General features: G+C 65.3%; 18 protein-coding genes. 9 read left to right on the forward strand and 9 right to left on the reverse strand.

The window, feature by feature from the left end; translation table 11 throughout:
- Positions 1–2: 2 nt before the first annotated feature.
- From ACQY5K_RS04050 to ACQY5K_RS04065, 4 genes are all read right to left on the reverse strand, one after another.
- The gene (locus ACQY5K_RS04050; RefSeq protein ID WP_428120292.1) at positions 3–845 is read right to left on the reverse strand and encodes a dioxygenase; all 843 of its coding nucleotides are present in this window, start codon (positions 843–845) and stop codon (positions 3–5) included.
- A 90-nt stretch (positions 846–935) separates the two neighbouring features.
- Positions 936–1,619, reverse strand: a complete 684-nt coding sequence (locus ACQY5K_RS04055; protein ID WP_428120294.1) for a VOC family protein — start codon at positions 1,617–1,619, stop codon at positions 936–938.
- Positions 1,620–1,759: 140 nt separating this feature from the next.
- On the reverse strand, positions 1,760–2,770 hold the full coding sequence (locus tag ACQY5K_RS04060) for an LLM class flavin-dependent oxidoreductase (RefSeq protein WP_428120296.1): 1,011 nt from the start codon (positions 2,768–2,770) through the stop codon (positions 1,760–1,762).
- Positions 2,771–2,888: 118 nt separating this feature from the next.
- On the reverse strand, positions 2,889–4,097 hold the full coding sequence (locus tag ACQY5K_RS04065; protein ID WP_428120298.1) for an NAD(P)/FAD-dependent oxidoreductase: 1,209 nt from the start codon (positions 4,095–4,097) through the stop codon (positions 2,889–2,891).
- 123 nt (positions 4,098–4,220) lie between these two features.
- On the opposite strand from ACQY5K_RS04065, the gene ACQY5K_RS04070 reads away from it, so the two are divergent.
- From ACQY5K_RS04070 to ACQY5K_RS04085, 4 genes are all read left to right on the forward strand, one after another.
- Positions 4,221–4,991, forward strand: a complete 771-nt coding sequence (locus ACQY5K_RS04070; protein ID WP_428120300.1) for a glucose 1-dehydrogenase — start codon at positions 4,221–4,223, stop codon at positions 4,989–4,991.
- A gap of 79 nt (positions 4,992–5,070) precedes the next feature.
- Positions 5,071–7,476, forward strand: a complete 2,406-nt coding sequence (locus ACQY5K_RS04075) for a CoA transferase (protein WP_428120302.1) — start codon at positions 5,071–5,073, stop codon at positions 7,474–7,476.
- Between the two features lie 91 nt (positions 7,477–7,567).
- Positions 7,568–8,680, forward strand: coding sequence for a hypothetical protein (locus ACQY5K_RS04080; protein ID WP_428120304.1), 1,113 nt, complete (start codon positions 7,568–7,570; stop codon positions 8,678–8,680).
- A gap of 56 nt (positions 8,681–8,736) precedes the next feature.
- Positions 8,737–9,933: an ISL3 family transposase gene (locus tag ACQY5K_RS04085; protein ID WP_428114698.1), complete on the forward strand. Its 1,197-nt coding sequence runs from the start codon at positions 8,737–8,739 to the stop codon at positions 9,931–9,933.
- A gap of 163 nt (positions 9,934–10,096) precedes the next feature.
- Here ACQY5K_RS04085 and ACQY5K_RS04090 read toward each other — a convergent pair whose 3' ends face one another.
- From ACQY5K_RS04090 to ACQY5K_RS04100, 3 genes are all read right to left on the reverse strand, one after another.
- Positions 10,097–11,224 carry a DNA cytosine methyltransferase gene (locus ACQY5K_RS04090; RefSeq protein WP_428122541.1) on the reverse strand — a complete coding sequence of 376 codons (1,128 nt, stop codon included), beginning with the start codon at positions 11,222–11,224 and terminating at the stop codon, positions 10,097–10,099.
- Between the two features lie 162 nt (positions 11,225–11,386).
- Positions 11,387–12,298, reverse strand: a complete 912-nt coding sequence (locus ACQY5K_RS04095) for a haloalkane dehalogenase (RefSeq protein WP_428120306.1) — start codon at positions 12,296–12,298, stop codon at positions 11,387–11,389.
- A 4-nt stretch (positions 12,299–12,302) separates the two neighbouring features.
- On the reverse strand, positions 12,303–12,773 hold the full coding sequence (locus ACQY5K_RS04100; protein WP_428120308.1) for an MBL fold metallo-hydrolase: 471 nt from the start codon (positions 12,771–12,773) through the stop codon (positions 12,303–12,305).
- 592 nt (positions 12,774–13,365) lie between these two features.
- On the opposite strand from ACQY5K_RS04100, the gene ACQY5K_RS04105 reads away from it, so the two are divergent.
- From ACQY5K_RS04105 to ACQY5K_RS04115, 3 genes are all read left to right on the forward strand, one after another.
- Positions 13,366–13,911 carry an O-acetyl-ADP-ribose deacetylase gene (locus ACQY5K_RS04105; protein WP_419923531.1) on the forward strand — a complete coding sequence of 182 codons (546 nt, stop codon included), beginning with the start codon at positions 13,366–13,368 and terminating at the stop codon, positions 13,909–13,911.
- Positions 13,908–14,321, forward strand: coding sequence for a c-type cytochrome (locus ACQY5K_RS04110; RefSeq protein ID WP_428120310.1), 414 nt, complete (start codon positions 13,908–13,910; stop codon positions 14,319–14,321). Before ACQY5K_RS04105 ends, ACQY5K_RS04110 begins: the two co-directional genes overlap by 4 nt.
- A gap of 98 nt (positions 14,322–14,419) precedes the next feature.
- A complete protein-coding gene (locus ACQY5K_RS04115; protein ID WP_419923051.1) occupies positions 14,420–15,232 on the forward strand; it encodes a coniferyl-alcohol dehydrogenase in 813 nt (270 codons plus the stop codon).
- A gap of 33 nt (positions 15,233–15,265) precedes the next feature.
- Here ACQY5K_RS04115 and ACQY5K_RS04120 read toward each other — a convergent pair whose 3' ends face one another.
- Positions 15,266–16,450: a mandelate racemase/muconate lactonizing enzyme family protein gene (locus ACQY5K_RS04120; protein WP_428120312.1), complete on the reverse strand. Its 1,185-nt coding sequence runs from the start codon at positions 16,448–16,450 to the stop codon at positions 15,266–15,268.
- Between the two features lie 151 nt (positions 16,451–16,601).
- Here ACQY5K_RS04120 and ACQY5K_RS04125 point away from each other — a divergent pair, with 151 nt between their 5' ends.
- Complete coding sequence (locus ACQY5K_RS04125) at positions 16,602–17,693, forward strand: zinc-dependent alcohol dehydrogenase (protein WP_428120314.1); 1,092 nt, start codon at positions 16,602–16,604, stop codon at positions 17,691–17,693.
- 59 nt (positions 17,694–17,752) lie between these two features.
- Positions 17,753–18,196: a PaaI family thioesterase gene (locus ACQY5K_RS04130; protein WP_428120316.1), complete on the forward strand. Its 444-nt coding sequence runs from the start codon at positions 17,753–17,755 to the stop codon at positions 18,194–18,196.
- Positions 18,197–18,230: 34 nt separating this feature from the next.
- On the opposite strand, the gene ACQY5K_RS04135 is transcribed toward ACQY5K_RS04130, so the two are convergent.
- Positions 18,231–20,513, reverse strand: coding sequence for an arylsulfatase (locus ACQY5K_RS04135; RefSeq protein ID WP_428120318.1), 2,283 nt, complete (start codon positions 20,511–20,513; stop codon positions 18,231–18,233).
- Positions 20,514–20,995 lie beyond the last annotated feature (482 nt).

Here is a 20,995-nt window from a genome sequence, read left to right on the forward strand (position 1 = left end):
CCCTAATTCGCCGACACGGCCTCGAGGACGAAGTCGTAGTCGCAGCGATCGCCGCTCATGTCGACGACGAGCGAATCGCGCACGCCGAAGACCGCATCGCTGTCGAGGTAGTCGCTGGCTGCGTCGAACAGGTGGGTGATCACGGTCTTGTGATCCGCTGCTGCGACCACGAAATGCATGTGCCCGGGACGCCAGTTGTGCCGTCCGTTCTCGAACAGCAAGTCTCCCGCCGGGCCGTCGCCAGGAATCTGATACGGGACCGGGCGGATGCCCTTGATCTCGTAGGCGCCATCGCTGCCCGTCGTGAAGATGCCGCGCATGTTCATCGGCGTTTGGCTGCCGTCCTGTACGTCGTAGAAGCCGTTGGATGCGGTCTCCCACACATCGAGCGTCGCCCCTTCGATGGGGTTGCTATCGAGCCCGAGCACACGGCCGGCAAAGGTCACCTCGCGGTCGTCGTCCATGGAATCGGTGATGATCGATTCCCCAATCACACGGTGCGGTGCCCCCTCGACGTGAAACGGGCCGAACACCGTCGGCTCGGTCGAGCCTTCAGCCGCCACGTGATTGATCATCTCGACGAGCATCGATACGCCGATCGTGTCCGACAGCAAGATGAACTCCTGCCGCTGGTCATCGCACATCTGGCCCGTGCGGGTCAGCACTTCGATGCCGGCGAACCACTCCTCCCGGGTCAAACCGACCTCCGCGACGAACTCGTGGAGGTGCCGGATGAGCGCCTTGGTTATCTCGGCGAGCCGCGGATTGGGCGAGTTGTCGTAGGCCGCCAGCACCTCGGCGAGGTGGGCCTCCGGGGTCATTGCTTCGGAGCTGTTTTCCGTCATGACGCCTCCTGCGATCTCGTCAGCGCCCGACACGCTCCCGTGCAGCCTCAGGTGTTCCGCCGGACTCAGGTGGCGTGATGCGCCCCTGGTTCACTCCGCGGCCACCGGAGGGGTGGTCTCGCTCATCCTGTCCCACACCACCTGGTCCGGCAGATTCATCACCATGTCGTAGTGATCGGTGGGCATCAACCGGGGCATACCTGTAGCGGAAGAGGGCTGTGGGACGGGTCCGGCCGGTCGGGCGTATTCGGCGGGGTACTTCAGCGCCTCGAGCTCGGCGTCGGAGATCTCGCACAGCCCCAGAACCTCGGGGTCCACCCACTGCTCGACTGGGATGGCCGACCCGCAGGCCACTTCGAGCGCCAGACCCTCGGGGCCGGCGAAGTAGATCGACTGGATGAAGCCATGGTCGATCGGTCCGAAGACCTGCACGCCCCGGTCTCGAATGCGATCCCGCAGCGACATCAGGTCTTCGAATGTGTCGACGTTGAAGGCGACATGCTGCATGGTGCCCGCGGTGACTGGCTCGCCGGGACCGCCTGCATGGGTGACACCCAGATCGATGTCCTTGGCGTTGTCAGGGTGCTGAACGAACGCCACGTAGCTGGCGGGCGCCAGCTCCACGAATCCGTGGTAGGTGCCGTCCACGCCGTGCATCCAATACAAGGCCTTCAGCGGCAGCCCCAGCACATCGCACCAGAACTCCAGCTGGCCCTTCATGTCGCGTGTCGACAAGGCGAGGTGATTCACCCCGTTGGGATGTAGTGCAGTCATCTGTGCAGCCCTTCTGCGGTGCTTTCGCGGACCCGCCGACACGGGCGCCGCGCAGGCACGACACGCTGGCGAGCAACACAGGCCGTGCCTGCACTGCCGACTATAGGCCCAGCACTTCTCAGCGATCTAACTGAGCCTGCTCAGTGTGACGCCATCGGGGCAATCACGTGCTCGGCGAACAAATCGAACGAACGGTCCACCTCATAGGCGGAGAGGTCACCCCAAGCGAACACCCCCACGAAGTAGTCGGTGCCCGCCTCGGTGGCGAACCGCTCGCAATGCTCACGGATGGTCTGAGGCGAACCGACGACGACGGCTTCGAAGTGCTTGGCCTTGTCGTAGTCGCCGCCGAGCGTGGGGTCATTGGGCGGGATCATCTCGTAGCGCCGGAACAGCCGGGTCAAGTGCTCGGTGAACGCGACCCATGTCCTGCGTCCGATGTCGTCCGCTTCGGCGTCGGTCGGCGCCACGACCAATCGGCGGAGCCCCCCGATCATCGGCGAGTGGTGCCTGCCGAGGCCGTCAACTCGGAGCAGCTCGTGGTAACGGGCCGTGCTTGCGGCCACGGCAGCCAGCGGCCCAGCGGCCATTGTGCGCACGCCCATTTCGGCGGCTGTCTCAAGCTGGCCCGGGCGCCACAGCGGCGGGTAGGGCTTCTGGTACGGCTCGAACTCGATCGGCATATCGGCGAACGAATGGAACTGCCCTTCGAAGCTGAAGTTCCCGGTGGTCTGCATGGCAGCCAGGATCAGATCCAGCGACTCGTCGGTCTGTGCGATGGCGTCGTCGGGGTCGAGCCCCCACAGCAGATGCTCGGGCACGCTGATGCCCTTGCCGAAGCCGACCTCGAGGCGGCCTTCGGAGAGCTGGTCGAGCATGCACAGTTCCTCGGCCAGCCGGATCGGGTGGTAGAAGGGCAGCAGGTGCACCAGCGAGCAGATGCGGATGCGGCTGGTGCGTTCGACGGCCGCAGCCAGGTACACGTTGATGCTGGGTGCGGCGTCGAGCGGGATGAGGTGGTGCTCGGACTTGTGCCACCCCCACACCCCGGCCTCCTCTGCCCGTACCAGCAGGTCGAGCCGGTGCCGGTAGAGCTCATGCCACGGCACGTCGCCGGGTTGTTCCAGCTGGTCGAAGATGCCGAAGCGCATGAGCGGCGAGAGTACTTGTGCGCCGGGCGGTCGGCCGAGGTGGGCGCGAGATTCAGCGAGGTCACAGCGCTGATGGCAGCGCGACGTTCCGTCGGCCGGGGCGGGCGCAGTTCCTAGTTCAGATGATGGCGCTCTCGACGAACGGACGGTTCTCAACAATGCGCTGATACCCGAGCGGCGTGAGGTCGAGCGTGCGGTACTCGCCGTAAGCGATCCACTCCGAGACGGCACGGCCGATGGCCGGCGACTGCTGCATGCCGTGGCCGGAGAACCCGTTGGCGAAGATGAAGTTGCCGACCTCGTGGTGGGGCCCAACCACGACGTTGTGATCGAGCGTGTTGTAGGCGTAGTGACCAGCCCACTGGCTGGTGACCTTGAGACGCTCAAAGGCGGGAACGCGGTGGACCAGCACGGGCCATACCTTGTCCTCGAAGATGTCGCGGTCCATGGAGAAGTCGTCGTAGTCGACGGCGGGATCGACATCGGGAGTGCAGCCGCACATGTAGGCGGCGCCATCGCTGCGCATGTGAACGCCGGTGGGATCGATAGTCAGCGGCAGGGCGCGGTCGAGCGGTTCGGCAGCCTCGAATATGAACGTGTAGCGCTTGCGCGGCTCGACCGGCAGGGTTGCGCCCGCCATTGCCGCCACGTCCACCGCTCGCGGACCTGCTGCGTTGACGAGCGCCCCGCTCCTGACGGTTTCACCTGAGGCCAGCACGACTGCGTCGACCCGACCTGATTGCACGACCAGGTCCGCAACCTCGCCGGTCACGTACTCGACGCCGTTCTGGCGAGCCTTTCGGCGCCACCAGTCGAACATCGTGCCCGAGTCGAAATAGCCCTCATCGACAAGGTTGTGGCTGCCGCAGACGATGTCGTCGACGTTGTAGAAGGGGTAGTCGGCCTTGATCTGCGCCGGGCTCATGATGCGGGTGCCGGCGCCGAGTTCGGACTGGATGGCCTGGTTGCGTCGCAGCGTGGCGGCGAAGTCCTCGTCGCCTGCGAGGTACATGTAGCCGAAGTGGTGCACGAACAGGTCAGGGATTTCGGGGTCACCGCCGAGACGCTCCCGAAAGTTGCGCACGAAGTCGGCGCCGAAGCGCGAGATCTGCACGTTCAGCGGGTTCGAGAACTGCTGGCGCATACAGCTGTTGGTCAGCGATGTCGAGGCCTGCGCATAGCTCGGGTCGCGTTCGACGACCAGCACGGTGCCGTCGAAGTCTTCGTTGGCCGACAGCGCCCAAGCAATGGACGAGCCGATGACCGCGCCGCCCACGATCACGACGTCGTAGGTGTCACGCAGGGGCGCTTCGTGGGCAGTGGGCATTCGTTACGGTCCTGATGTGAGTGGAGACGATTCCGGACGGTCAGATGATGGCAGCACGCCGCGTAGCTGTGAGAGGCACCGGAGCATCTCGAGCACATCGGGGACGACTTGGGGGTCAGGACTATGAGACTGCAAGCCAAGGTGGCCCTGATCACTGGTGCGGGCAGTGGCATCGGCCGAGCTACAGCGCTGCGCTTCGCCGCTGAGGGAGCGCGCATAGTTGCAGTCGACATTGCCCCCTCGAATGAGGAGACCGTGGCCGAGGTGAATGCCGCCGGCGGTGAGGCCATCGCAGTGCGTGCCGATGTCGCCGTCGAGTCGGACGTGGCCGCTGCGTTCGGCCGGGCCGAATCGGAGTTCGGCCAGCTTGACGTGGCATTCAACAACGCGGGGATCATGCTGGACGCCGACACGGACGCCATCTCGACCCGTGACGAGACCATCGACCGAACCTTCGACGTCAACGTGAAGGGTGTGCTGTACGGCTGCAAGCACGCCATCGAAGCGATGCGCCGCTCGGGTGGCGGATCGATCATCAACACCGCCTCGTTCGTGGCATCGGTCGGCGCGGCGACGCCGCAGATTGCCTACACCGCCTCCAAGGGCGCCGTGTTGTCGTTGACCCGGGAACTCGCTGTGGTGCACGCCCGCGAGAACATCCGGGTGAATGCGCTCTCGCCCGGCCCGCTGCGCACCGAGATGCTCATGTCGTTCCTCGACACCCACGAGAAACGGCAGCGGCGCCTGGTCCATGTGCCCATGGGCAGGTTCGGCGAAGCCGACGAAATGGCTTCCGCGGCCCTGTTCCTGGCATCCGATGATTCCTCATACATGACCGGCGCCAACCTGCAAGTCGACGGCGGCCTGACCGCCGCCTACGTCACTCCCGAGTAGCGCTGCCGGCAGGCACCGTCACACCCTGGGCGAATGTGCGACTCGACGTCGCTTCGAGGCCGTCCCACAGGCGCAAGTAGTGTCCGAACAAGAGCGTCACGGCGGACGATTACCGCAGAATCGACACCTGGAGGACGGGATGCTGGGTCCATATCGCGTGCTGGATCTCACCGATGACCGGTGCTGGTTCGCCGGCAATCTGCTGGCACAACTCGGCGCCGATGTGGTGCTGGTGGAGCCTCCCGGCGGCTGGCCGCGCGGCTATGCCCACGATGCGTACAACCGTGGCAAGCGCTCGGTCGTCTCCGCCAGCGCCGACGAGGTGGCTGCGCTGGCGGCCGATGCCGATGTCGTGCTGCACAACGACGGCACGCCCTTCAGCATCGATCTCTCGGCCCTCCGGGACGCCAACGATCAGCTCGTCACGGTCCACATCACTCCATGGGGCGAGACCGGGCCGAAGGCCAGTTGGCGTGCCACCGACCTGACCCTGTTTGCGTCCAGCGGCCAGCTCGCGGTGACCGGGGACAGCGACCGGCCGCCAGTGCGTATCAGCATTCCTCAGGCGTGGTTGCACGCCTCGGCGCAAGCCGCCGTCGCCGCACTCGTCGCACTCGAGCACCGAGCCAGAATCGGCTGCGGCCAGCACATTGACCTGTCGACACAGCAGGCGGTGTGCGAGACAGCGCTTTCGGCGGTTCTGTACGCCCCCGCCGGAATCGCCGAAGTCCAGCGCGAGGCCGGTGGCGTGCGCTTCGGCGACTTGATGCTGCGCACGATCTACCCCTGCAAAGACGGGTACGTCATCGTCACGGTCGCCTTTGGTCCGATGATCGGGCCGATGGTGCGTCGCTACCTCGAGTGGATGCACGAGGAAGGCTTCTGCGACACCGAAACGCTCAACAAGGACTGGGTCAACTTCGCCCTGCAGCTGCAAGCGGGCGAGGAAACCATCGACGTCGTCGAAGGCGTGATGGAAGACATCGCCCGCTTTTGTCTGACCAAGACCAAGGCGGAGATGATCGAGCGAGGGTTGCGCGACTCGCTGCTGGTGTGCCCCGTGAACAGCCTCGCCGACGTCCTCGACAGCCCGCAGCTGGCGGCGCGGGACTTCTGGGATGATCTCGACGGCGTCCACATGCCGGGTCGCTTCGTGCTTGCGAGCCGAAGCCCCTTGGCGCCAATGGCGCGGGCGCCCGAAGTTGGCGAGCACAGCGAGGAAGTTCGAGCCGCAAGCGCCGCCGCGCAGCGTTCGGTTCCGGTGCAGTTGCCAGAGGGTGCTCGCTCGGACAAGCCTCTGGCCGGGTTGAAGGTCGCCGATCTGGCCTGGGTGGCAGCCGCACCGCTTGCCACCAAGATCCTCGCCCACTGGGGAGCCACGGTCGTCCGGGTGGAGACGCAGAACCGGCCGTGTCTGTTGCGGGGCGCGTTGGGCCACCGCGACGACGTGGCTGACCAAGAGAACGCCATTGCTTGGCATTCCTCGAATGCCAACAAGATGACCATCTCGCTCGACCTGAGCAAGCCTGAAGCCCGCGAGGTCGTCCGCGATCTCATCGCGTGGGCCGACGTGGCCATCGAGTCCTTCACTCCGGGCACGCTGGCCGCCTGGGGACTCAGTTACGACGACCTGCGCGAGGTCAACCAGGAACTCGTGATGCTCTCGAGCTGCGTGATGGGCCAGACCGGACCGCAACGCCGTTTCGCCGGATTCGGGAATATGGCAGCGTCGATTGCGGGCTTCTTCGACATCACCGGCTGGGCTGACCGCGGTCCCGCCGGGCCGTACCTCGCATACACCGACTACTGCTCGCCCCGATTCACCGTCTGCGCCCTGCTCGCCGCGCTCGACCACCGTCGGCGAACCGGGCAGGGCCAGCATCTGGATTTCTCACAGATGGAAGCCGCGGTGCACATGCTGGCGCCGGCCATCGCCGAGATGCAGGCCACCGGCAATCGGCGCACTCGCCGTGGCAATGAGGACGACGTCATGGTCCCCCACGGCGTGTACTCAGCAGCCGGCAACGACGAGTGGATCGCCATCGCTGTCGAAGGCGACGAGCAGTGGCACTCGCTCGCCATCGAGATGCGCCGCAATGACCTCGCCGATCTGGGCCACAGCAGTCGTCGAGAGCGGCAGACCGAACTGGATGAGATCGTCACCGCCTTCACTGCCCGGCAGAACGGTCCCGGCGTCATGCATCGCTTGCAAGCGCACGGCATCGCCGCCCACTACGTCCAGAACTCAGGCGCCTGCATCGACGATCCGCAGCTCGCCCACCGCGGCCACTTCCAATGGGCCCCCCACCAGTACGCCCGCCGCACCATCGTCGATGCGATGCCGTACACCATGTCAGAGGCTTCGAACGGATTTGACTGGGCTGGGCCGACGTACGGCGAGCACGCCATGGAAGTCCTCGGCGACATCCTCGGCTACGACGCCGACCAGATCGCCGAACTCGCAATGGCCGAAGCCTTGGAGTGACGACCTTGTCGGCGCGATGAATTCCTGCGCAACGTGGCCGTCGAGGCGCAATACGCGTCCAACCGGCTCTTTCCGGCCATCCTTGTGATCTGTGCCCGTGGTCGCCGATCGCATCTATGTGCCCAAGACATACCGCGTTCAGGCTGACCGGACCGCCGTCGTCGAAGTCATCGAAGACGCGATCGTTGCAAGCGACGCGCGATTGATCTACAGCTCCTTTCGTTCGGAAGCGATTGCACCGATGTACTTCGGTGCCGAGGATCACGCAGGGCATCGCTACGGGCTTCTCGTGTACCCCTTCACAACGACAAGACGCGAGACCCGCAACCGACCAAAGGGCGAACGCAGAACCCAGATTCGATTCGGCGATCCCACGCGTGAACGAGACCTCCAGAATCCGCTGGCTCGTGACACGGCCGGAGTTGACGTCACGCTTGTGCTGTGCGTCGACCCCGCGGAACGCTTCATCGTCGGGCTTGATCCACTTATCTACGCCGATCTGCCGATGGGAATCTCCGTCTACTACAACGACCGCCACATTGAGCATGCTGCGGAGTACGGCTGGGCAGTGTGGGAGCGTCAAAAGACCGGCGGACAACGCCGCACGACTTTGGAAGGCCTGGAGACCCTGGTCGGATTTCGGCCCGAGCGACTCCTTGACTACGCCCGGTTCGAGTCGCAGGCGTCGGGACTCGGGCTCTCTCCAAGCTTGCGGCAAGTGCTCGCGGAGAATCATGCGAGTCCACCTCATGAGCCTCACCAGCTCGAAGCGACCTTCAGTCTCGATGCCAGCGCGATTCTCGACATCGTCAATCGGAACTTCCGACTCAAAGTTGCGGTGCGGGGCGGCGTCGCCGAACATCATCTCGAACGCTGCCTTCATGATGTTCCAGAGATCTGCGCAGTGACTGGGATCGATGAAGACGGCCGGCCCGATTTCGAGATACGGGTGAACGACGGGCGCCGGCTCTTGATCGAATGCAAGACCGCAAGTCCGAAGCAGTATGCGAACGGTGACTACAAAGTCGAGGTACAGAAGAGCCGTGACTCTGGCGCCGGCCGCAAGTACGCCTGGGATCAGTTCGACATCTTGGCGGCGTGCCTGTTCTCGGCTACTGGTATTTGGGAGTTCCGATTCCGATGGGCCACTGATCGGCCCTTCGCCTTTTGTTGGGATGAGGGTGGGTTGAGGGTCCGTTTGTAGGGGTCGAGGCCCTGCTGGGATCGGTGTTGTGAGACGCCGAACCCTGGAGGGCCTCGATGAAGCGTGATGTTATGTCGGTGCGGCTGTGGCTGCCGCGTGTCGAAGTGCTGGGGGTGGTGGTCGACGCGCCTGAGCGGCTGGTGGTGCGGGTGCGCTCGACGGTGCGCCGCCCGTGTTGTCCTGATTGCGGGACCCCGAGCGGGAAGGCTCATGATCGCCGTGACCGGGAGATCCGCGACTTGGAGGTGTCGGGCCGGCCGGTGACGCTGGTGTTCGAGCAGCGGCGCATGGTCTGCGGCGTCTGCGGCGGCCGGCGGTTCATGGAGGACCACCCGGCGTTCGAGGGCCGTGTCACGGCGCGTCTGGCCCGTCGGCTGGTGGCCGACGCGCGTCAGATGACGGTCAACGCGGCGGCGAAGCGTCACAAGGTGGGCTGGAAGCTGGTCAACGCTTTGGTGGTGGCCTGGGCGGGTCTGGTCGCCGACCATCGTCGGCGGCAAAGGTGTCGGGTGCTGTTGGTGGACGAGACCTCGATCCGCAAGCGGCACCGGTATGTGACGGTGCTCGTCAACGGCGACACCGGCGAGGTGCTCGCCATGGTGCCCCACCGCGACACCCAGGCTCTGAGCGGCTTTCTGGCTGCCCAGGGGCATAGATGGTGCCGCGGCGTGAAGGTCGTGGTGTCCGACGGCTCCAAGGCGTACAAGGCAGCCATAGAGGCGCGGCTCGGCCACGCCCGCCATGTGCTGGACCGGTTCCACGTCATCAGATGGTTCCAAGCCGGCCTGATCGCTGTGCGCCGCGACGTGCAGCGTCGCCCCGAAGGCTCCAAACCGGCATTCGATCCCGAAGTGTTCCGATCCAGGTTCTTGCTCATGCGTCGGCCCGACAAGCTCGACGCGGCCGAGCAGTCCCGGCTCGACGCGCTGTTCGCCGCCCACCCGCGGCTCAAAGCAGCATGGGACGCGCTCGGCGAGCTGCACCAGCTCTATCTCGCCGACGACCGCGAAGGCGCCCTCGAAGCGCTCGACCGGTTCGCCGACATCTACGGCACCGGCGACATACCCGAGTTCAGCGACACCGTCGACACATTCCTCGCCTGGCACCAGCAGATCCTCAACTGGCACCAAACGGGACGGCCCAGCAACGGCCGCATCGAAGGAACCAACAACCTGCTCCAAGTCCTGCGACGCCGAGCCCACGGCTTCACCAACTACGCCAACTTCGAAGCCCGCGGCCTCCTCCTAACATGAACCCCGCCGAGCCCAGCAGCCCGAATCCCAACAAAAGACGAAGGCTCCACTGATCTGGCGCCGTGGCAGGACGACGAGTCTCGTATCGGCGCGATACAGCACATAGACAAGCGGTGGTCGAGGTCACTGAGCGACCTGCTGGCCGCAATCCCTTGAGGGCAGGTCAGGCGACCTCGGCAACGCTTGCGGCTACGACCTGCGACAAGCGAGGCGGCACAGCGTTACCGAACTGCATCTGAGCGGAGGCACGGGTGCCGACTACGTCGTAGTCATCCGGAAATGTGAAGAGCCGCCGCAGCTCCGGCACGCGCAGGCGGCGATTGTCCCAGTGGAACGGGCCCACGTTCGGGCCGGGCCTGGCTTGAATCGTCGGGGCTGGACGCTGGGGATCCAGCTTGAGCAAGAAAGACCAATATCTCGAGCGCCACTCGAAAAGTGGTGCCGGGTGCCCACGTTTCGCAGTGAAGTACAGGTAGTTGTCGCCTGGCGGAATCTCGGGCAGCAAGTGGCTCCATCGACCGCGGATAGTTTCCTCGGGCTCAGGGTCGGTGGCGAGGCCTCGCAGTGCCTCGCCAGCCGTGACATGCGCGAGCGGCCCTCCGCCGCTGCGTCGGCGCTCCCAAGAGCCATGGTGGGTTGGCACAGGAAATTCGGGCAGCGGCTCTCCCGCAGAGGCACCAATGATGAACAATCGAGGCCTCGCCTGCGGCACGCCGTAGTCAGCCGCGTTGAGCACGCGCCACTGGCACCTATAGCGGGCGGCATCGATCTCTCTCAGCAAGCGTTCAAACGCTGGCCGGCTGGCCTTGTTGTTGAACGTCAACGCATAGACATTCTCGAAGATGAAAAACCGCGGCCTGGCTTCGGCGAGTACCGCCGTGTAGGCCTGCAACAGGCTCGCCGCCGGATCGACACCGTCCCGCTTCCAGTCGAGCCAGTAGCCGGACTTGGAGAATGCAACACAAGGCGGGCCGCCGATGAGCAGATCTGGCCGCTCGGTTTTGCTGAATCCGCCAGCGCGAAGTATGTCTCGCGCCGTGACGCCATCGCCGCTGCCTGTGGCCAGCGGGTAGAGGTCTGCGCGCATCACTCCGAGCAGGCCCGGAAAGTGCTCTCCCGCATTCTTCTCCATCGTGTCGGCGGCATTGTCATCCCATTCGACCGCCACGGTCGTGCGAAAACCTGCAGCTTCGGTTCCCAAGTCGAGCCCGCCGGCGCCGGAGAACAACGAGATTGCACCGCCCAGCTCCACGGCATCAGTGTGGCTTCTCGAGTGACCCGGGGCGCGCATCCACCCTGCAGCTTCGAAGTCCAGTCGATGGCACTTCGCGGAGGCGTCTTCCCGCCGAGAGGTCATGGCCGCAAATTACGAGCCCGCTGTGACAGTCATGCTGTTTGGGCCAGTGGTTCGGGCCTGAGCTCGACCCGTCGTGACGCGGGCTGGATGCCTAGTTCAGTTGGTTGAGGCAATGAAGTCTGCAAGCACGGCTGCAAGCTCGGGGCCGCGGTCTTCCTGAAGGAAGTGCGATGCGCCCTCGATGGTGGTGTGCGCTTGATCCTGTGCGCCGGGAACTCGCGCCCGGAACGGCTTGTCGGCACCCTGGGTGACCGGGTCACTGTCGCTGAAGCAGCACAGGAACGGCTTCGTGAACTGCTCAAGCAGGCCCCAGGCCTCACGGTTGGCGGGAGCCTCGGGGTCGTCGGGCGAGGTGCACACGAAGGACGGCCAGATGCGAGCGCCGGCCTTGTAGGAGTCGTCGGGGAACGGCGCGTTGTACGCGTCGACCTCGTCGGCGGAAAGGTCGGTCAGGCAGCCGCCGTTCACGATGTCGCCGATCGGGAAGACGGGCGATTCCTGGGAGTATTTCTGCCACGCCATGAACGCGTCGCTGGGCCTGCGGTCCCCTGTGGGCAACCCGGTGTTGGAGATCGCCACACGAGCGAAGCGATCGGGCTGGGCCGTCACGAGACGCAGGCCGATCAGACCGCCCCAGTCCTGGCCGAAGAACGTGATGTCGCTGAGGCCGAGGCAGTCGAACACCAGACTCGACATCCAGTCGACGTGGCGGGCGTAGCTGTAGTCGGTCATCTCGGCGGGCTTGTCGCTGCGCCCGAAGCCAACCTGGTCCGGCACGATCACACGATGGCCGGCGTCGGCGAGCGACCGAATCATGTGCCGGTAGAGGTACGCCCACGAGGGCTCTCCGTGCAGCAGCAGCACGGGCGCGGCATCTGCTGGTCCTTCGTCCAGGTAGTGCACTCGGAGCGTGCCGCCGTCGCCGTCGGGGACTTCGGCATAGTGCGGTTCGAAGTCGTAGTCGGGAAGACCCTCGAACCGTTCGTCGGGTGTGCGCAGGGTGTGCATGATCTCAGTCTCCGCTGTCGGTTTCGGTTGGGATTTCGACACGATGCAGGTCGTCGCCGACCTCGATCACACCGTCGAAGTGGGCTGCCGCCATGTCGTGCCATTCAGCGCCGCCGCCAGGTGGGAACGGTGGCACGTAATGCGTGAGGATGAGGGTGCCTACGCCCGCTCGCTGGGCAGTCTGGGCCGCCTCGGCTGGCGATGAGTGGTACCCGAGAGTGTCCTTGATCCGCTGGAACGGCAGCTGAGCGATGACGTCGTTGAGGTCAGTGATGTGATCGCTGTGCAGGTGCGTCAACAGCACGGCACTCAGGTTCGGCGCGCCCACTCCGGCGGCTGCCATCCGCATCAGCACGCCACGCCCGGCGTCCACCAGATAGTGCTCGTCCCCGGCAGAGATCAGCGTCGACGGCCCAGCCCGGTTTGGATCAGGCAACGGACTGCCCGTTCCAAGCAAAGTGACGGCGAGGCTCATGTGGCGATCCGATCGTGACCATCGAGGCCTCGACCGGCGAGCATCCCATGTCCCGACGAGCCGTCCTCAGCGCGCCAGAAGCTAGTGGTGAAGCCATGTATTGCGTGTCTGTTGCTGCACACTGTCACATGGTCCAATTGGTCACAACGCCGAGGAATCGAGCGCTCCACTGATGGCTCAGCCGACAATCGACAGCATCCCGGTCGCCTACACACCCCCGGGCGGGTACGACGCCTTCCCCGCGCCGGTGCTCGCCGGTTGCGTCGAGCCGACCCCCGACGAAGCACCAGCCATCGGCGGGCGGTGGCAGACGGTCGATGTGGTTGTCGACGGCGAAAGCGTGCCTGATCATCCCGGGCTCAACCATGTCCAGCGCATCGAGCAGGCGGGAGATCGAGTGGTCGTCACCGGCGGAGGGATCATTCACGACATGCGATGTGACGGCACCGAAGCCAACGGTGTCCACGACGTGGCCGAGTTCGACAAGAGCACCCCCATCCATGTGATTGCTACCTACGAGGACGGCGTCCATGTCCTGCGGCCGATCGGCATGGACATCGAGGTCAGGCGCTGGCGAGACGGCGAGCACATGATGTGGCAGTACCTCGGCTACACCGCCAGGCTTCGCCGCATCGGCCCACGCCTCGAGGTGGTGCTCGGCGACATCACTGCTGAACGCGTCGATGCCATCGTCAATGCCGCTAACGAGACCTTGTTGGGCGGAGGCGGTGTCGACGGCGCAATCCATCGGGCGGCCGGACCCGAACTGCTCGCACACTGCCGCACACTCGGGGGCTGCCCCACTGGGCAGGCCAAGATCACGCCGGGTTTCGGGCTGCCTGCTCGCTGGGTGATCCACACCGTCGGTCCCATCTGGCACGGTGGCTCCCACGGCGAGGCCGAACTGCTGGCGTCGTGCTATCGGGATTCGCTTGCCAGGACCGACGAGGTGGGCGCCACGTCCATCGCTTTCCCCGCCATCTCCACTGGCGTCTACGGCTACCCCGTCGCGCCTGCCACGCAGATTGCGATCGACGCCGTTCGCAGCACATCCACCAAGGTCGAACTCGTCCGTTTCGTCTGCTTCAACGACGAGGCCCTCAACGCCTACCGAGCCGTCCTCGGCCCTAACCCATGAAAGCACAACTGTCCCACGCGTTTGCTTCCGCGGTTCTCGCAGCGTGCCTCGTCGCCTCGGGATGCGGATCCACGGATGCAACATCGGAGGCCACGGACGGCACTCAAGCCGATCCGACAGCGAGCGTCGACGCTCCCGTCGACGGGGCGGCGGTCTACCAGCAGTACTGCGCTGAATGCCACGGCGTCGACCTTCGTGGCACGGACAAGGGCCCGTCGCAGCTATCCATCATCTACGAGCCCGATCATCACAGCGACTACTCCTTCCGCTCAGCCATCAGTGAAGGCGCGCCCGAGCATCACTGGTGGTTCGGCGACATGCCGCCGGTCGAGGGCATTTCCGATGCCGAGATCGAGGCAGTGATCGTCTTCGTTCGAGCTGAACAGGAACGCCTCGGCTTCGAACAGTGATCGGGATCGGCACGGGCTGATGTGTCCCACGCCGATCTAGTCTCACGGCGCTGGGCGAAAGTGAACTTCACTGCTGGCGAGGCGAGAGGGAGATCATCATGACAAAACGCATTCTGTTGACAGGGGCATCCACCGGAATCGGCAACGCCACACTGCGGCGACTGGTGGCCGACGGGCACGACGTGGTGAGCCTTGACATCAAGGACGCTCCCGAAGGTGCGAGCGAGCACCATCACTGCGACATGTCGGATCCTGCGTCGATCGACGAAGTAGTCGCCGGGATCGACGGCTCCTTCGATGGGCTCGGCAACATCGCCGGGGTTGCGGGAAGCATGGGCGCCGAGCTGGTGTTGCGTGTCAACGTCTACGGGCTTCGCCACGTCACCGAAACACTGCTGGCTGCGGGCAAGCTCGATGACGGCGGCTCGATCGTGAACATCGCCTCGCTGGCGGGCATGGTGTGGAATCGGCACCGCGACCGCATCGCCGAGCTGGATGCTGGTCAGGACTTTGCCGCTGGGATCGAAGTGGCCCAGGCATACGACCGCGGCGGACCCAACGCATACACGCTGTCCAAGGAATGGGTCGTGTCGTACACGAAGCAACTGGCAGGACAGCTGGTGGACCGGGGCATCCGTGTGAACTCGGTCAGCCCCGGCCCCGTGAACACTCCCCTGTTCCCCTACTTCGAGCAGGACGCAGGCGTCGAGCAGATGGCGTGGTTGAACGAACAGGTCGGCAGGGTTGCCACACCCGACGACCAGGCCCAAGTGGTTGCTTGGCTGCTCGCTGGTGAGAGCGGCTGGGTGAACGGCGTCGATCTCCCGGTCGACGGCGGCTTGTCAGCTGGCATGACGGTCGGCTGGGCCAATCCCAAGGACTCGCCAGCATCGCGCTCCCGCAAGTCCTGAGCACTGCGCAGCTACGTCCGCCGAAGCGGTCGCTCAGGAGTCCGCTTGCCCTACGGCAGCGTCGATCTGCTCGCTGGTCAGCTCGATGCCAAATCCAGGCGCTTCGCTGGGCACAAGCCAACCGTCATCGGGCAGTGACATGCCGGGGGTGGAACGCCAGGCATTCATCAGCGACTCACCCGGCGGGCAGCCGACATACATCTCCGCCCAGCGGTTCTGGGCCAGCGCGTGACAGAGATGCTGGCCGTAGCTGTCGTTGCTGCCGCCGTGCAAGGCCAGCTCGATCCCCGATGAGGCGGCGATGGCCGCGATCCGAAGCACGGCTGTGGCACCCCCCACCCACTGGACATCCGGCTGCAGCACGTCCACGAGTCGCTGCTGGGCGGCGTAAGCGAAGGCCCGGTCGGTCAGCCAGCGCTCACCCGCAGCCAGCATCTGAGTGGGCAATCGTCGGCGCACGTCTGCGTATCCGGGCCAGTCGTCGGGCTGGGCGTAGTCCTCGATCCAGGTCAGCCGGTACGGGGCCAGCGCTTCGCCGAGACGCACTGCGTAGGAGGCATCTAGCGACGACCAGCAGTCCAGCATGATGTCGGCATCGGGCCCGAGTTCTGAGCGAGCGCTCGCCACCAGACGCTCGGTCTCGGTAATGCCAGCAGTGCCTGATCCGGGCCCGACAGAGCCGGCCAGCTTGAACGCGTCGAATCCCCGGTTGCGCGAGTCGTCGAGGTCATTGCCGGTCGCGTAGCAGCGTGTGCGTTCCCTGGCCGGACCGCCCATCAGCTCGTAGACGGGTCGGCCCAGAACCTTGCCCTTCAGGTCCCACAGGGCCAGGTCGACCGCGCTGAGGGCGTAGGCAGCCAGGCCTGCCGCCCCGAAGGCGCTGTTGGCGCTCCGGCTCATCATGTTCCACAGCCGCTCGATGGCGAGAACGCTCTCCCCGACGATCATCGGGCCGAAGAAGTCGTTGATGATTGGCATGACCGGCCCTGCCTGGCTGGTCATGCCGACGCCGAAGCTGCCATCAGAGGCAGTGACGACGCACAGAGCGTCGTCCCAAGGAGGCTCGAATCGCATCGCCTGGCCGGCGAAGCTGCGATCGCTCGACAGCGCATGCATCATGCCCGTCGAGTCCCACGACGCGGAGGGCGGAGCGGTTCGCCCGAGCACTTCAGGCCGCCGCAGCGGGGCCGCTGTCACCTCAACGATCGTCGGCGTCATCGTCGCAGCGTACGGGCGCCCGCTTTGGCGATGTGTCCTGCAGCCGATTCTGCGGTGCCGGTGACCTAACGTCTTTTGCGGCGTGCCGGGCACGCCACAGACCGGCGTCGGCACAGCCGCGCGGTTTGTCACCAGATGAGGGTCAGCATCGATGGCATCTGCAACTGGACTGGTACTCACGGCACCCCGCTCGTTCGAGCAGCGCAGCTTCGACCTGCCGGAAATCGGCGCCAGCGACGGCCTCCTGCGCATCGAGGCATGCGGCCTGTGCGGCACCGATCACGAACAATACACCGGTCACATCACCAACCCGCATGCCTTCATCCCCGGCCACGAGGTGATCGGCGTGGTCGAGGAATTGGGCGACGCGGCAGCCGAGCGCTGGGGCGTGAGCGCTGGCCAGCGCGTCGCCGTCGAAGTGTTCCTGTCCTGCCGGGAATGCGTGCAGTGCCAGGCAGGTGTGTACCGGCGCTGCGAGCGCAACGGCCTTGCAACGATGATCGGATTCACCGACGCCGACACGCCGCCCGGCTTAGGCGGCGGCTACGCCTCGCATCTGTATCTGGGACCCGACTCGATGTTGATGCCAGTGCCTGATGAGCTCGATCCGGTTGCCGCCACGCTGTTCAATCCGCTCGGTGCCGGCATCCGCTGGGCGGTGGAGATCCCCGAGACCCAGCCGGGTGACGTCGTGGCGATCCTCGGACCGGGTGTTCGAGGCCTGTGCGCTGCTGCAGCCGTGAAGGAAGCCGGCGCGAGCTTCGTCATGATTACGGGCCTCGGAACTCGCGATGCAGAACGGCTGGCCCTGGCGCCCGCGTTCGGTGCGGACCTCGCGGTGGATGTCTCGGAGACCGACCCGAACCGTGCGCTGCGCGAAACAATCGGGCGCAAGGCCGACATCGTGGTCGACGTCACGGCGAAGGCGCCCGCCGCATTCGCTCAGGCTGTCCAGCTCGCTTGCCCTGGCGGCACGATCGTTCTCGCCGGCACCCGCGGCACTCCCGAGACGCCGGGCTTCGACCCCGATCACATCGTCTACAAGGAACTGCGGATCATCGGAGCCCTCGGCGTTGACGTCGGTGCCTACCGCAAGGCCCTGGATCTACTGGTCTCGGGCCCATACCCATTCAAAGACCTGCCTCGCCAAGTGGCCGGCTTCGACGACCTCGAACCGCTGATTCAGCTCCTCGCCGGAGAACGTTCCGGCGTGCCGCCCGTTCACGGCGTCTTTGCGCCGTGAAGCATCAAACACAGCACGGCGTGTTTGCACCTGATCCTGCCCAGTCCTAGGAGCGATCCATGAGCCGACCGGTCTTTGAAACCTTCAACTCCGAATGGGCCGACAAGGTGATCGGCCGGGTGTCGCGCCGCGGCATTGACGGCTATCTGGGCATCAGGGCGGTGGAGTTCGAGGCCGGGCGGCTCGTGTGCGAGATGCCGATCACCGACGAACTGATCACCACCATGGGCACCATGCACGGCGGTTGCCTCTCGGCCATGTGCGACCACGTGCTCGGCGTGGTCATGTACCCCGTCATGCCTCCGGGCTACTGGGCTGCGACGACCGAATTCAAGATCAACCTGCTCGCACCGGTCACCGGTGGCACCTGCGTGGCCACCGCCGAGATCATTTCGATGAGCAAGCGACTCGCTGTCGTGCGTGTCGAGATCACTAACGGCGAGCGCATGGTCGCCGTCGCTCAGGGCACCACCACAATCGTCGCCCCGAAGACTTCAAACTGACCGCAGTCGGCGGCGCGCCGCTGCGTACTTCCGCCTACTGACGGGCCATCTCGGCTCGGGCGGTGGCAGCGACGTCGGCCGCGGTCCGTGACGACAGGTTGATCTCGACCTCATGCAGAGTCCCCGCAAACGGGAACGAGCCGTCGTAGCGCTCTGACACCGTCGACCCGTAGTCGTGGTCGATGCTGGAGCCCAACGACGAGATCATCCGCATCATGAACGGCAGCTCTGCCCCGCCGACCGGCTCGCCGTCGACTCGCAGTTCGACGGTTCCTCCCTGTGGACCCGTGCGCTGCAGATGCAGCGACAGTTCGCTGTCACCTTCAGGCACCTCGACCGACGATTCCACGATGGTGTGATCAGCAAACGCGTTGTAGTCCACCACGAGGTGATCGTTCTGGATGAAGACTGAAACGCCTGCGCCGGCGCTGCCCGTCGCCCAGATGACGCCGTCGTCGCCCGCCTGCCGACTCACCCGGGCGGTGAGATCAAACACTCGCCCACCGGCGGACGGGGACGCTTGCGAGGGAACCCGAGACATCGGCGGCCGGTACACGTAGCGCCGGCTCGGCGGGTGTGGTGAGTTCTCGCGCAACGGTGCCGCGAACAACGCGACGCCGCGATCGTCGAGCGGCAGCACGCCGTGGCGCTCGGCCTCGGCCCACCACAAGCCGATGAGCTCGGTAAGGCGTTCGGGCTGGTCGCCTGCGAGATCGTTGCACTCAGAGGGATCGGCCCCGAGGTCGAAGAGCTCCCACTGTTCAGTGTCGAAGTCGTCGCCCGGAATGTGCCGTATGACTGCTTTCCACCACACGTCGTCCAACAGCGCAACCAAGGCACGTGACCCGGAATTCTCGAAATACTGCAGCGTGTTCGTGGCTGGAGCCTCAGGGTCCGCCAGTACCGACGCGAACGAGTTGCCGGTGACCGGGAGCTGGTCCAGCCCCCGGTATGTCTCGGGCGACGTGACACCGAGCAGCTCATACACGGTGGGGGTCACGTCAGACACATTGACGAATTGGCTCCGCTTCGTCCCTTGCTGATCGGCGGCGATGCCGGCTGGCCAGTGCACAACCATCGGCACGTGCACCCCGCCCTCATGGGTGTTCTGCTTGTACCAGCGGAATGGCGAGTTGCCGCATTGGGCCCAGCCCCACGGGTAGTTGGTGTGGCTGTTGGGCCCACCGATGTCGTCGAGCCGCTCGACGACATCGTCGATCGACTCAGCCAGTCCGTTGAAGAACTTGAATTCGTGCATCACGCCGGTCGGTCCGCCCTCCTGGGACGCACCGTTGTCGGCCATCACGATGAAGATCGTGTTGTCGAGCAGCCCGAGATGTTCGAGCCCGGCAACGAATCGCCCGATCTGGTCGTCGGTGTGATCCAGGAAAGCGGCAAAGGCCTCTTGCAGTCGGCGGGCCAGCTTCTGCTCGTTCACTGACAGCTTGTCCCACGGCTTCACGCCCGGGTTCAGTCGCGCCAGCGCTGTGTGCGGCGGGATGACGCCCATCTCGATCTGCCGGTCGTACCAGCGCTGGCGCACCACATCCCAACCCTCGTCGTAGCGGCCCCGGTACTTCGCGAGGTACTCCGGCGGTGCTTGATGCGGAGCGTGCGTGGCGCCAAATGGCACGTAGGCGAAGAACGGCCGGTCGGGACGCACTCCCTTGCTGTTGCTGATCATCTGCAGCATCTGATCGACGAGGTCTTCGCTGACGTGATACCCGTCCTCGGGACGAGCAGGCGGGTCAACCGGGTGATTGTCACTGACAAGTTCGGGGAAGAACTGGTCGGTCTCGCCTTCGAGAAACCCGTAGAAGCGGTCGAAACCCCGGCCGAGGGGCCATTGATCGAATGGGCCGGCGGCGGAGCTGTCCTCCGTCGGCGCGAGGTGCCACTTGCCGGTGCAGAACGTGGCATAGCCCTCGTCTCGCAGCACCTCTGCGACGGTCGCAGCGTGGTTGGTGATGTGCCCGAGCTGATTCGGGAAGCCGGTCTGGAAGTTCGACACCGATCGCATGCCGACGGCGTGCTGGGCCCGTCCCGTCAGCAGCGACGCCCGGGTCGGCGAGCACAGCGGCGCAACGTGGAAGTTCGTGAACTGGATGCCGTTCGCGGCGAGCGCATCGATGCGGGACGTGTCGATGTCCGACCCAAAGCAGCCGAACTGGGCAAAGCCGGTGTCGTCAAGCAGCACGAACACCACGTTCGGCGCGCTGGAAGGCGCACGGGGATGCTCCTCGAACCACGGCTCCGATTCGGCAACGGTTCTGCCGATTCGGCCCTGGAATGACGGAAGTGCGCGTAGCGTCGCCATCGTGAGCCTTTCGTGAGCAATTGCAACGGGACGCTACGCCACTTCGTCGAGAACTACCGTCCTGCGGTGGCGCCTGAATGCGACACCGCCCCTTCACGAGAGGACCACGAAGCCCATGCCCACCCAGAGCCGACTCACCTACATCCAGCACATGGTCCTGATGATGGTGATCGCCGTCGTCGCTCTCGACTACAACTGCGGGAACCACAGGAGGCATCGATGAGCGAGACACGCCCACCGCAGGTCGAGGCGGACGCCGACGAGATCACACTCTTGCCCTCCGCGACCCGCGGGATGCGTCGTGAGGACATCAACCTCGCCTCGTTGAGCCTCCCGTTCGCTGTTACCCCCCCCCCCCCCCCCCCACCCCCCCTACTTCGGATACCGCGTCCGAGCCGCCGGTCGAAGCACTCGTTACGGTCGGCGAGGTCATCGAGCGCATTCGCACTACCAGCCGTGACGAATCCGAGAAGGGCCGGTGG

Origin of the sequence: Candidatus Poriferisodalis sp. (genome assembly GCF_965262965.1) — a bacterium.
GTDB lineage: Bacteria > Actinomycetota > Acidimicrobiia > Acidimicrobiales > Poriferisodalaceae > Poriferisodalis.